The sequence below is a fragment of the Roseiarcus sp. genome, from assembly GCF_049514155.1.
In the GTDB taxonomy this organism is placed as follows: Bacteria; Pseudomonadota; Alphaproteobacteria; order Rhizobiales; family Beijerinckiaceae; genus Roseiarcus.
Genome location: NZ_JBEKVH010000037.1, coordinates 15133 through 27259, shown reverse-complemented (window position 1 = coordinate 27259; position 12127 = coordinate 15133). Strand labels below are relative to the sequence as shown.

Genomic DNA, 12127 nt, shown 5'->3' with positions numbered 1-12127 from the left:
GACTCGCCGACGAGATCGAACGGCACCGCCTTCCAGGTGACGTCCGTCTCGGGGTCGATGCCTGCCTTGGCCAGCGTGACCTGGAACGCGACTTGCGGCGGCGCGCCGATGCCGTAGGTAGCGATCGTCTTTCCCTTGACGCCGGCGATGTCGGTGACGCCTGAGGCCTTAGAGGCAAGCAGGCGCTGGCAGCCGCCATGCGAGCCGACGAACAGCTTGACGTCGAACCCTTGTTCGAGCGGCTTCAGCCAATCGCCGATCAACCCGGCGCCAGCGTCGGCCTTGCCGGTCGCCAGCGCCTGAATCAGCGTCTGCCCGCTGGCGCCTTGATAGAAGAGTTCGACGTCGAGATTGTGCTTGGCGTAGATGCCCTTGGCGACGCCGAAGCCGAGCGGCGAATGGCACGCCGCCACTTCCGTCCAGGCGAGGCGCACCTTCGGCGCGGGACCGGCGAGAGCGGGCGTGAACAGCCGCGGGGCGAGCGCGCCGGCCGAGGCGACGACGCCCAGTCCGCCGACGGCCCTGAGGACGCTGCGGCGGGAAACGGACTTGTGCTTGGTCTTGTCGGTCATTGGCGTTCTCCAGAGTTTTGGTTGTCAGGCCGCTTTGCGGGCCGGTTGGGCGCCAGTCGCCCGGCCGGCGCTGTCGATCGCCTGGGCAAGATCGGCGATGATGTCGTCGGGATGTTCGATGCCGACGGATAGCCGCACGTAGCCGGGCGTCACGCCGGCTGCGAGCTGTTCCTCAGACGTCAGTTGCTGATGCGTCGTCGAGGCGGGATGAATGGCGAGCGAGCGGGCGTCGCCGATGTTGGCGACGTGGTAGAGCAGCTTCAGCGAGTCGATGAATCGCCGCCCCGCCTCAATGCCGCCCTTCAATTCGAAGCCGACCAGTCCGCCATAGCCGCCCTTGAGATAGGCGTCGGCGCGCCGGCGGACTTCGCCGCTCTGCAGTCCGGGGAAAATGACCTGGCTGACTTCGGGCCGCTTGGACAGGAAGTCGGCGACGAGCCTCGCGTTCTCGTTGTGCTGGCGCAGCCGCAACGGCAGCGTCTCCAGGCCTTGCAGCAACTGGAACGAGTTGCTCGGCGACAACGCCGCGCCGAGGTCGCGCAACAGCTTCACCCGCGCCCGCAGGACATAGGCGATGGGTCCCAGCGGCTTGGCGGCTTCGGTCCAGATCGCCCCGTGATAGGCCTCGTCCGGCTGGGTAAGCAGCGGGAAACGCTCGGCGTGGTCCTCCCACGGGAAGTTGCCGCCGTCGATGATCAGCCCTCCGATCGACGTGCCGTGGCCGCCTATGTATTTCGTCGCCGAATAGATGACGACGGCAGCCCCGTGTTCGAACGGTCGCGCGATCAGCGGCGCCGCCGTGTTGTCGACGATGAGCGGCACGCCGAGCGAACGGCCGATGTCCGCGACTTCCTGGATCGGAAAGACGTTCAACTTGGGGTTCGGCAGCGTCTCCGCGTAGTAGGCCTTCGTCCGCGCGTCGGTGGCGCGGCGGAAGTTTTTGGGGTCGATGGGATCGACGAAGCGCACCTCGACGCCGAACTGCTTCAAGGTCTGGGCGAACAGCGTCCAGGTGCCGCCGTAGAGGTCGGTAGACGAGACGATGTTGTCTCCGCTCGACGCCAGATTCAGCACCGAATAGGCCGACGCCGTCTGGCCCGAAGCGACCGCGAGCGCCGCCGACCCGCCTTCGAGCGCGGCGACACGATCTTCGAGCGCGGTCGTCGTCGGGTTCTGCACGCGTGTGTAGATGTTGCCGATTTCCTCCAGCGCGAACAGGCGCGAAGCGTGGTCGGTGTCCTGGAACTGGTACGAGGTCGTTTGATAGATAGGCACCGCGACCGCGCCGGTTGATGGATCGGCGCGATAGCTGCCGCCGTGCAAGACGAGGGTTTCGAAGCGTCTGTTGTCGGTCGTCATAGCGGTCTCTCCGAGATAAGGATCAATAGGCCGAGGCCGGTTCGAGCTGCTTCTGCGTCGGGTCCAGAAGATCGGCATGGTGCCGACGCGCGACGTCGGGATGGGAGCGCAACCGGCTCTTCAGGTAGTTGCGACCAACTTCGTGGAAGAGCGGGTTCAGCGGATCCTGGGTCAGACCGCGCGACTGGGCGGCAAGCTCCGGCGGCAGATCGAGGACAGGAACGGTCGCGTCGAGACGCGCGCCGAGGAAGAACGCCACCGAGAGGCGGTCACCGCCAGCCGGCGGCGAAACGACCCGATGCACGTTGGCGCGCAGATAGCCGCTGGAGGCGAGTTCGAGAATCTCGCCGATGTTGACAACGAAGGTTCCGGGCGCCGGCGGCGCATCGATCCAGCCGTGTTCGCCCTCGACCTGCAGGCCAGCGACCTTGTCCTGCAACAGGATGGTGACGAAGCCGGAATCTTTGTGGGCGCCGACGCCCTGGTCGTCCTCGCCGGCGGCGCGGCCAGGGTAGCGGATGATCTTGAGCAGTTGATTGGGCGCGGGCGAGTAAATTGGCTCAAACACGTCGTCGGGTTGGCTCAGCGCCGCCGCGAACGCGCGCAGGACGCGGATCGCCAGCGCCGTGACCTCCGCCTGATAGCGCAGCAGCGCCGGCTTCAGCTCCGGCAATGCGTCAGGCCATTGGTTAGGCCCCTGCAGACGCCGCCACGCCGGCGCAGCGGGGTCGAACGGCAGCGCCTCCCGCTCGGCGCCGATGTCGATCTGCTCGCGCCAATCGGGCTTGCCGCGCGTATGCTCGAGCCCGGCGCGATTGTAGCCGCGAAAATGCGGCGAATGGATCATCTCGATGGCGCGTTTGTCGCGCTCCGGCAGAGCGAAGAATCGCCGCGAGAGGGTCAGAGCCTCGTCGATCAGCTTTGGCTCGATCCCGTGGCCAACGAGATAGAAGAACCCCGCTTCGCGCGCCGCCGCGCGCACGTCGGCGAGAAAATTGTCGCGATCGGTTTCAAAGCGGCGAAGATCGAGGGTGGGGAGACGCTCCAGCGGATCAGACGCAGGCATGGGACCATCCGAGCTTGGAAGGCGGAAGCCGATCACGCATCGACGACGAACGCTTCGTCGCGCTAACCCGGCGTGGCGTCGGTCGATGTCTCGTTCGCCGCCGAGCCCAAACGGCCACGGCGTCGAATGACAGTCAACTAAATCTAGAATTTATATATTCTAAAGCATGCCATTTCGACTGAATTTGCTTGTCGTGCCGCGCGCGAGCGGATGCGGGCAGCCTCGGAGGGCCGCCTGCCCAATCTGGCCTGGTGAAGGTTCTACGACTGCCCGGCGCGCAACGCGGAGGGGCGCGCAACGTTGGCGATCGTCTCGCCGAACGGGCCCATATTGGCGGCGATCTCCGCCTGCGTCCGCGCGTGGTTGAGCGGCAGCAGCGGCATCACCAGCTCGGCGAAGCGGTAGGCTTCTTCGAGGTGCGGGTATCCGGAAAGAATGAAGCTGTCGATGCCGAGCGCCATGTATTCGCGCATGCGCTGGGCGACCGTCTGCGGATCGCCGACCAGCGCGGTTCCCGCGCCGCCCCGCACCAGACCGACGCCGGCCCACAGATTCGGGCTGACTTCGAGCTTGTCGCGGCGCCCGCCGTGCAGCGCCGCCATGCGGTTTTGGCCGACCGAGTCCATGCGCTCGAAGACTTTCTGCGCCGCGGCGATTGTTGCGTCGTCGAGGTGGCTGATCAGCTTGTCGGCGGCGCGCCACGCCGCCTCTGCAGTTTCGCGAACGATGACGTGCAGACGAATGCCGAAGCTGAGCTCCCGCCCGCGCGCCCACGCCGCCTGCCGAACGACGGCGATCTTCTCGGCGACGGCGGCTGGCGGCTCGCCCCAGGTGAGGTATTTGTCGACAAGCTGAGCGGCGACGGCGACGCCGGCCTCGGAAGAGCCGCCAAAATAGAGCGGCGGCATTGGTTGCTGAACCGGCGGATACAGGATCTTGCCGGCTTCGACGTTGAAATGCTTGCCGGAGTAGTCGACGGTCTCGCCGCGCAACAGCGCGGCGTAGATCTCGAGGAATTCGCGCGTGAGGTCGTAGCGATCGCCATGCGCGAGGAACAGGCCGTCGCCGCGGTTTTCGACCGGATCGCCGCCAGTGACGACATTGATCAGCAAACGGCCTTGGGAAACGCGGTCGAGCGTCGCCGTCATGCGCGCTGCGACGGTCGGCGATTGCAGACCGGGCCGCACCGCGACGAGAAACCGCAGCCGTTCGGTCTGCGGCGCCAAGGCCGAAGCGACGACCCAGGAGTCCTCGCAGCTCTTGCCGGTGGGCAGCAGAACGCCGTAATAGCCGAGCGTATCGGCGGCCTCGGCAATTTGCCGCAGGTAGGCGAAATCGACAGCGCGGCCGCCGACGCTGGTCCCGAGATAACGGCCGTCGCCGTGGGTCGGAATGAACCAAAGAACGTTCGCCGACTCGATCGCGCTCACGATGCAGGCTCTCCGTTGAATTCCCATACGCCGCCGACGCGGCCGGTCGGGAGAGGCGTCGGCTCAATCGCGCCGCGAATGCATGGCAGGCGGAGCCACGACGCGCGGTTCGCCTCGCCGCCGACCTTTGAATTATATTAATTCTATAGCAAGAGTCATATATTAACGCGGATCAGCGTGTCAATTGCTGAGACCCATTGACCAGGCTCCGGCGATTTGACGGCCGACGCTCGCCCAGAATTCGTGCCGGATTCGCGAACGCGCCCGCCGGGCTGCGCTCAGCTCCCGCCGCACGAGGCCTTGGGCGCCCGCTGGGCCATGTTCTGCGATCAGCAAGGCGGCGGCTCGCTCGATTGATCGGATCCGGTGCGTGACGCGCTTGGCCTCGAAACCGGCGCGCGTGCGGTTGTCCTGGCGATTCATCGGCTCGCGATTGACGTCCTTCTGCGTCGCGTCGCGCGACTCGAATGAATTCCGCGTCACGGCGATCAATGCAGCAACTGGCTGAGAAACTGCTGCGTGCGTTCCTGTCGCGGCGTCTTGAAGAAGGCTTCCGGTTCGCCGATCTCGACGATTTCGCCGTCGTCCATGAACACGACGCGGTCAGCGACGCGGCGGGCGAAGCCCATCTCATGGGTGACGACCATCATCGTCATGCCTTCGCCGGCGAGCGCCGTCATGGTGTCGAGCACCTCCTTGACCATCTCCGGGTCGAGCGCCGAGGTCGGTTCGTCGAACAGCATAATCTTGGGCCTCATGCACAGAGCTCTGGCGATGGCGACGCGCTGCTGCTGGCCGCCGGAGAGCTGGTTGGGGAATTTGTGCGCCTGGTCGGCGATGCGCACCTTGTCGAGCAGCGCCAGCGCCGTCTGCTCAGCCTCGGCGCGGCCGACGTTACGGCCCCAGATCGGCGCGAGCGTGCAGTTCTGCAGCACGGTCAGGTGCGGAAACAAGTTGAACTGCTGAAAAACCATGCCGACGTCCTGGCGGACGCGGTCGGTCTGCTTCAGCGAGTGGGTCAGCTCGACGCCATTAACCCAGATCGCGCCACGCTGGTGCTCCTCGAGACGATTGACGCAGCGTATGAGCGTCGACTTGCCCGAACCCGAAGGGCCACAGACGACGACGCGCTCGCCCGAATCGACGGTGAGATGAATGTCGCGCAACGCGTGGTGCGCACCATACCAGTTGTTGACGCCGACGAATTCGATCGCCGGCGGGTTGGAGGCGAGCGCCCGCCGCTCGGCGGCTTGGGTCTGGGTCATGGGCGAACTCCTCTGAAGCGGCGCGGGCTCAAGCGTGACCCGAGGCGCGCAGGTGGCGCTCGAGCCAGCGGCTGTAGCGCGAGACGGCGAAGCAGACGGAGAAGAACACGGCTCCGGCGACGAAATATGCAATCGTGTAGCAGCCGGGCCATTCCTGCTCGTGGCTCGCGGCTTCCTTCACTGCGCTCAAGAAGTCGGTCATGCCGATTACCGCAACCAGTGGCGTGCTGAGCAACACGCCAATGCCGAGGTTGACCAGCGCCGGGATGACGGCCCGCAGCGCCTGTGGCAACAGCACGAGCTGGATCGTGCGCCAGCCGCTGAGGCCGAGCGCCTGGGCGGCCTCGGCCTGGCCGGACGGCAGCGATTGCAGGCCGGCGCGGATGATCTCGGCGAGATAGGAGGCGACGAACAGGATCAGCGCCGCCTCGACGCTGACGAATAGGTTGACGTCGAACGCCGGTGCCATCATCGGCACAATGAAGCGGCTGACGTAGAGCGCCACCAGCATCGGCACGCCGCGGACGAGTTCGATCACAGCAACGCTGGCGACGCGCAGGCCGCCCATTTTCGAGCGGCGCGCCAACGCCAGCGGCACGGCGACGACGAAGGCGCCGGCAAAGGCGATCATCCACACCAGCAAGGTCAGCGGCAGGCCGCCCCAGTCGTTGGTCGAGACGGGTCGCATCGCCGCTGCGCCCCCGAGCAGGACGCAAACGGCGGCCGGCGTAACTACCCAGCCCACGAACAGCGGCCAGCCCCAGAATCGCGGCGCCATGCTGAGGCCGACCACCCCGACCATCAGCGCCAGGCTGAACGCCGGCCGCCACAAAATATCCTGCGGATAGACGCCGAAGGCCATCAGCCGCCAGTTCGTCCAGACGAACGGCCAGCAGGCGCCGGCGTGCGTCTTGCAGACCTCGGCCCCGCCTGTCCACGCCGCGTCGAAGATCGCCCAGCGTAGGAACCACCAGACGCCGAGCGCCAGCAGCGCCGCGATGACGAGCGAGACGAACGCGTTGCCTGGCGAAGAGAAAAGTCCCGCCGCGCGCCGTCGCCATGGGCGCGCCCGTTGCGGGGCGAGGGTTTGTTCGGCGAGGGAAAGAGTCATCGGGTCGCGTAGCCTCGTCGCGCCAGCGCGCGGTTATAAGCGTTGATCGCCGCCGAGACCGGCAGGCTGATCGCCAGAAAGACGACGACCAGCACGAGGATCGTCTCGACCGCGTTGCCGGTGTTGTTGGCGCTGGTCTTGATGACGGCGGTGAGCTCAGTGAAACCGATCAGCACGCCGAGTGTGGTGTCCTTGGTCAGGTCGAGATAGGTCGAGGTCATCAGCGGCGTGATCACCCGCATCGCCTGCGGCAACACGACCAATTGCAGAATGCGTAGGCGCGACAGGCCGAGCGCGCGGCCCGCCTCCCATTGACCCCTGGTCACGGATTGCAGACCGCTGCGAACGATCTCGGCAGTGTTGGCGGCGTAGTAGACCGACAACCCCGCGAGCATCGCCGCGAATTCGGGCGTCAGGCTGAGGCCGCCGACGACGTTGAAGCCCCTGAGCGCCGGCAGGTCGAGCGAGAAGCCGAGGCCGTCGAAGACGATCCACAGCGCGGAAGGGACGGTCGCCAAGGCGACGACGAGCAGCCATTCCGTTGCGCGCAACGGTCGCGCCAGCCGCTTGTGGACGAAACGGACGACGACGATCAGCGCAACGAACAGTGCGAGAATCGGCCAGATCTCGCCGCTGTCGACCGTGAGCCATGGCAGGTAGACGCCGCGCACCGAGAGATAGGCGTGGGGAAACGGCTGCAGCGCCTGGCGCACCGGCGGCAGCGTATGGGTCATCGCGATCCAGAAGAACAGTTGCAGCGTCAGCGGCGTATTGCGCGCGATCTCGACGTAGGCGCTGATCAGACCCGACAGCAGCGGGTTGCCGGCGACGCGGGCGACGCCCAGCGCGACGCCGATCGCGGTGGCCAGCGCGCAGCCGGCGATCGCCAGTTTCAGCGTGTTGAGCACGCCGACCAGAATCGCGCGCGCGTAGGGGTCGCCGGCGTGATAGACGAGCAACGACTCAGAGATGTCGAAATTGGCGGGCTGGCTGAGGTAGTCAAGGCTCGGCGCCATGCCGAGGCGGTGCATGCTGCCGATCACGTTAGCGGCGAGCCAGGCGACCAGAGCGGTAGCGAAAGCGAGCGCGACCGCCTGGGCGATCGCGTGGTCGCCCCACCAGCGGCGGAAAGCCGCAAAGCCCCCAGCGTCGAGAAGCGGCGGCGCGCTGCGTGCGTCCGTCATCGGTCGATCAACTCACGCGTGAAGACGGGCACCGGCGCGAGGCCGGCGCCCGCATCTGTCAACGGAACGGCGGCGAGTAGATCAGACCGCCCTGGGTCCACAGCTTGTTGAGGCCGCGCTCGAAGCCGATCTTCGTGCTCTTGCCGAGATTGCGCTCGAAGATTTCGCCGTAGTTGCCGACCTTCTTGATGACGTTGTAAGCGAATTTCGGATCGAGACCGATCGCTTCGCCGAGCGACGTGTCGACGCCGAGGAAACGCTTGATTCCGGGGTCGTCGCTCTTCAGGAAGCTGTCGACATTCTGGCTGGTGATCCCGTATTCCTCCGCCTGCACCGTCGCGTAAACAGTCCAGTCAACGATCTCGAGCCAGCGGTCGTCGCCGCCGAGCACCGCCGGCGCCAGCGGCTCCTTGGACAACCGCTCAGGCAGCAGAACGTAGTCGTCGGGATTGGGGAAGGCGGAGCGGCGCAGGCCGAGGTCGGAGCTGTCCTGGGTCAGTGCGTCGACGCGGCCCGAAAGCAGCGCCTGGGTGAATGTGTCGGTATCCTCGATCACCACCGGCTTGTAGGTCTTGCCGGTTTTCTTGAAGAAGTCGGCGATGTTGAGCTCGCCGGTGGTGCCGCTCTGAACGCCGATCGTGGCGCCTTCGAGGTCTGCGGCCTTAGTCACGCCAAGCGACTTCTTCACCAGAATGCCCTGGCCATCATAGAAGACGACCGGCCCGAAGTGGAAGTTCAACTTGAAGGCACGTGTGACCGTCTGCGTGACGCCCGAAAGCAGGACGTCGAATTGTCCCGCCTGCAGTGCCGGAAGGCGTTGTTGCGGCGAGGAGTTGGTGAACTCGACCTTGTCGGGGTCGTTGAACACCGTCACCGCGAGCGCGCGACCGAAGTCGACGAAGAAGCCCTGCCATTTGCCGTTGGCGTCAGGAGTGAAGAAGCCCGGCTCGCTGCCGACGCCGACCCGGATGACGCCGCGCTCCTTGATCTTGTCGAGCGTCGGTCCGGCGTCGGCGGGAACTGCTGCGCCAATTGCAGCCGTCAGCGCCACGATCGCGATCGCGATGCGAGGCCAGCGAATGTTTGAAGTCGTCGACATGAATTTCCCTCGTTCCATTCTCGGAGTCGCGAACGTCCTCAGACGGCGCTCGTTTTCCTCGCGGCGCTCTGGATCGCCCGAATTTCGTGGCCGTTCCAAACGCGAACCCGCGCCCCCGCGCCGCAACGCTAGCGCGCCTCAACAAATTAATCTAGTAAATCGATCTATTACCTATTTTGAACCACCGCAACCCTTCTGCGCCGGCCAAATCCCAAAAATGCTCGATTGATTGATGTTCCGGGCGAGTCTCAGCCGGGCCGATTCGCCGTGTGGGCACGCGGCCTTCTCGCGTGACAATCAGCCGACGAAGCCGCGTAGCGTCGGCGAAGACGCATGGAATCAGCGCGCAACGTCGGCGGCGATCGACACGCCGAACCTTCGAGGCGAATGCGGTCGACAAGCCAGCAGTCCCTGCGACGCCGAGGCGATGCAATCGAGGGCGTCGCCGGCCTGTGGCAGGGCGGCGCCCATGTTGACGAACCCGTGGATCATGTCGGCGAAAGCGATTTCGACCACGGGAACGCGCGCGCGCCGCAGCCTAGCGACATAGGCGATCGCCTCGTCCCGCAACGGATCGAATCCAGCGTGCAGGATGACCGTGGGGGCGAGACCCGAAAGATCGGGCGTAAGAAACGGCGAGGCGCGGGTGTCCCTGGCGTCGTGGCCCGCAAGATAATTGCCGACATACCAATCGTAGAGAGCCTTGGTGAGCAAGAATCCCTTGGCGAAAGCGACGTGCGAGCGATGGCGGCGCGTCAGATCCAAACAGGGGTAGATCAGAATCTGCGCGGCGAACTTGGCGCCGAGTTCGCCGTTGGCGTTCAGCGTCGCGGCGACGGCCGCCAAGTTTGCGCCGGCGCTGTCGCCGATTACGCCGACTTTGTGCGGGTCAAGCCCCAGCGCGGCGCCATGGGAAAAGACCCAACGACACGCCGCGAGCGCGTCATCGAGAGCGGCGGGAAACGGGTGCTCCGGCGCCAGGCGATAGCCTACCCAAAGCACATCGGCTCGCAGAACGCGCGTCAGGCGACGGCAGAGCGGCTCGTAAGTCGAGAGATCGCCAAGCGTCCAGCCGCCACCATGCAAGAAGACATAGGTCAGTGGCAGAAGCCCTGGCGCGCGAGCGAGCGACCGGAAAAGCCGCATCGGCGGCGCGTCGGGCCCCACCTCGAGGTCGCGGACGTCCGCGACCTCGTCGAGCGGCCAAAGATAAGGCGCGCGCGAGCGTCGAAACGTCTCGCGCGCTGCTTCGGCGTCAAGGGTCGCGAAATTCGTCGACTCGGAAAGCGCCGCGACGATCCGGCCTGCCCGGCGATCGAGTCCGCTCGAATCGTTGCGCCTGACGATTTGCAGCAAGACCGAGCTCCCTGCGACATTTCTCGCTCGCCCCAAACTGCCCAGTGCGCCGACGAGCGCAATCAAAGTTTCCTGAAGCGAGACTTGAGCGCAGTTGGCGTGAGGAAATCTGATGCGACGCTTCGATATTCCTCGCGTGCGGGAATGGCCGTGTCTGAGCTATCCTCTTTCTGCGCCGCCGCTTGTCCGGCTGCGGCGTACGCTTCCTCTCTCTAGACCCGGCCCGCCATCCCTCATCCAGGATGGCGGGTCTCCTTCTTTTGCGCGGCGGGAGAGCCGATAGGGCCTCGCGCCGACTTGCTCCTTTGCGCGTGTCGTATTAGACAGTTATTCTATCTATTAAATGTATTTATCCATCAAGGCCTGTAATGAGTTCTCCGCCACGCCGAGCGTTGCCGCCCCTGAACGCGCTGCGCGCCTTCGAGGCCGCGGCGCGCCATCTCAGCCTGTCGCTGGCGGCGAACGAACTGCACGTCACCCCTGCCGCGATCAGCCATCAGGTTCGTCTGCTCGAAGATCACATCGGCCTTCCCGTCTTCGAGCGCGACGGTCGCGGCCTCGTTCTCACCGACGCCGGCGCCGCGGGACTACGCGACTTACGCGAAGGCTTCGCCCGCCTCTCGGACGCCATGGAGGCGATCGCCTCGCTCGGCGAGGCCGGTGCCTTGTCGGTCAGCGTCGCACCGTCGTTCGCGGCAAAATGGCTGCTGCCGCGGCTGCAATCGTTCGAGCGCGAACATCCCGAGATCGACGTCCACGTGTCGGCGTCGATGCAACTGGTGGATTTCGCCCGCGATCGTATCGATGTCGCCGTGCGCTACGGCGCTGGCGGTTATCCCGACGTCTTCTTTGAGAAGCTGCTCACCGAATCCGTCACGCCCGTCTGCAGTCCCGCATTGCTGCGCGGCCAGCCGCTTCACGCGCCGCGCGATCTGCTGAAGCTGACTCTCTTGCACGATGATAGTCCCGACAACGATCCTTCGTGCCCGAACTGGGACATGTGGCTTCGCGCGGCGGGTGTCGATGACGGCGACGTCGAGCGCGGGCCGCGCTTCAATCAGGCGAGCCTGGTGATCGAGGCGGCGGTTCTCGGCCGCGGCGTCGCGCTCGCCAAATCGGCGCTGGCCGCGGCGGACCTGCAAGCTGGGCGTCTCGTCCGACCGATCGAGACGGAGCGCCCGGTCGACTTCGCCTATTATTTTGTCGCGCCGCGCGCCAAGCTCAATCTGCCCAAGGTGTCGTACTTCCACGATTGGCTGCGCCGCCAGGCTGGCGGCGAGGGCGATCAGCGCGACGTCGCATGACGATCGATCAACAACGCTCAATCGTGAGGCGAGAAACGCTCGCTTGTCGCTTCGGCCTGGGTGGCTCAGTTTCGATCGCCGATCCGGCTGTCCAAACGAGAACCCCTGTGCGCGCGATGTTTCATGAAATGGGTCAACCGCGGCCGACCCCGCCGCTCGTCGATCGCGAATTGACGCTGCTCGACATGCTCGACGATCCGATCGTCGTCCGCGTCATGCGTCGCGACGGCGTCGCGCGCCGCGAAGTGTTGAACCTGTTCGCCGCTCAGAAGCAAGACTGGCTTTGTCGCGCCGCCTGAAGTCGATTCATGCGAATGAGACGCCAGCGCGGCGTTTCAACCGCTCCGTCAGTCAAGCGTTCCCCACCGCTCTAGCAAACGG

Annotated in this window: 12 protein-coding genes; 2 read left to right on the top strand and 10 right to left on the bottom strand. The window is 65.5% G+C overall.

What is annotated here, in order from left to right; all coding sequences use genetic code 11:
* The 10 genes from ABSF49_RS07845 to ABSF49_RS07800 all read right to left on the bottom strand — a co-directional run.
* The coding region (locus ABSF49_RS07845) for an ABC transporter substrate-binding protein (protein WP_424112085.1) at positions 1-572 on the bottom strand (572 nt) is incomplete at its 3' end.
* A gap of 24 nt (positions 573-596) precedes the next feature.
* Complete coding sequence (locus tag ABSF49_RS07840) at positions 597-1931, bottom strand: O-acetylhomoserine aminocarboxypropyltransferase/cysteine synthase family protein (RefSeq protein WP_424112084.1); 1335 nt, start codon at positions 1929-1931, stop codon at positions 597-599.
* Between the two features lie 22 nt (positions 1932-1953).
* The gene (locus ABSF49_RS07835; RefSeq protein WP_424112083.1) at positions 1954-2997 is read right to left on the bottom strand and encodes an isopenicillin N synthase family dioxygenase; all 1044 of its coding nucleotides are present in this window, start codon (positions 2995-2997) and stop codon (positions 1954-1956) included.
* Between the two features lie 260 nt (positions 2998-3257).
* Complete coding sequence (ssuD, locus tag ABSF49_RS07830) at positions 3258-4454, bottom strand: FMNH2-dependent alkanesulfonate monooxygenase (protein WP_424112082.1); 1197 nt, start codon at positions 4452-4454, stop codon at positions 3258-3260.
* A 153-nt stretch (positions 4455-4607) separates the two neighbouring features.
* Positions 4608-4919 (bottom strand): hypothetical protein, encoded by a 312-nt coding sequence (locus tag ABSF49_RS07825; protein ID WP_424112081.1) that lies wholly within the window; start codon positions 4917-4919, stop codon positions 4608-4610.
* Positions 4916-5692, bottom strand: a complete 777-nt coding sequence (locus tag ABSF49_RS07820) for an amino acid ABC transporter ATP-binding protein (protein WP_424112080.1) — start codon at positions 5690-5692, stop codon at positions 4916-4918. Before ABSF49_RS07820 ends, ABSF49_RS07825 begins: the two co-directional genes overlap by 4 nt.
* Positions 5693-5720: 28 nt before the next feature.
* Positions 5721-6803, bottom strand: coding sequence for an amino acid ABC transporter permease (locus tag ABSF49_RS07815; protein ID WP_424112079.1), 1083 nt, complete (start codon positions 6801-6803; stop codon positions 5721-5723).
* A complete protein-coding gene (locus ABSF49_RS07810) occupies positions 6800-7987 on the bottom strand; it encodes an amino acid ABC transporter permease (RefSeq protein WP_424112078.1) in 1188 nt (395 codons plus the stop codon). The genes ABSF49_RS07815 and ABSF49_RS07810 overlap by 4 nt, the downstream gene beginning before the upstream one ends.
* A 58-nt stretch (positions 7988-8045) precedes the next feature.
* Positions 8046-9086, bottom strand: coding sequence for an amino acid ABC transporter substrate-binding protein (locus ABSF49_RS07805; RefSeq protein ID WP_424112077.1), 1041 nt, complete (start codon positions 9084-9086; stop codon positions 8046-8048).
* Between the two features lie 339 nt (positions 9087-9425).
* Positions 9426-10442 carry an alpha/beta hydrolase gene (locus ABSF49_RS07800; RefSeq protein ID WP_424112076.1) on the bottom strand — a complete coding sequence of 339 codons (1017 nt, stop codon included), beginning with the start codon at positions 10440-10442 and terminating at the stop codon, positions 9426-9428.
* Positions 10443-10834: 392 nt separating this feature from the next.
* Here ABSF49_RS07800 and gcvA point away from each other — a divergent pair, with 392 nt between their 5' ends.
* Both gcvA and ABSF49_RS07790 read left to right on the top strand, forming a co-directional pair.
* Complete coding sequence (gene gcvA / locus ABSF49_RS07795; protein ID WP_424112075.1) at positions 10835-11746, top strand: transcriptional regulator GcvA; 912 nt, start codon at positions 10835-10837, stop codon at positions 11744-11746.
* A gap of 107 nt (positions 11747-11853) precedes the next feature.
* Positions 11854-12045, top strand: coding sequence for a hypothetical protein (locus tag ABSF49_RS07790; protein WP_424112074.1), 192 nt, complete (start codon positions 11854-11856; stop codon positions 12043-12045).
* The last annotated feature ends 82 nt before the right edge of the window (positions 12046-12127 follow it).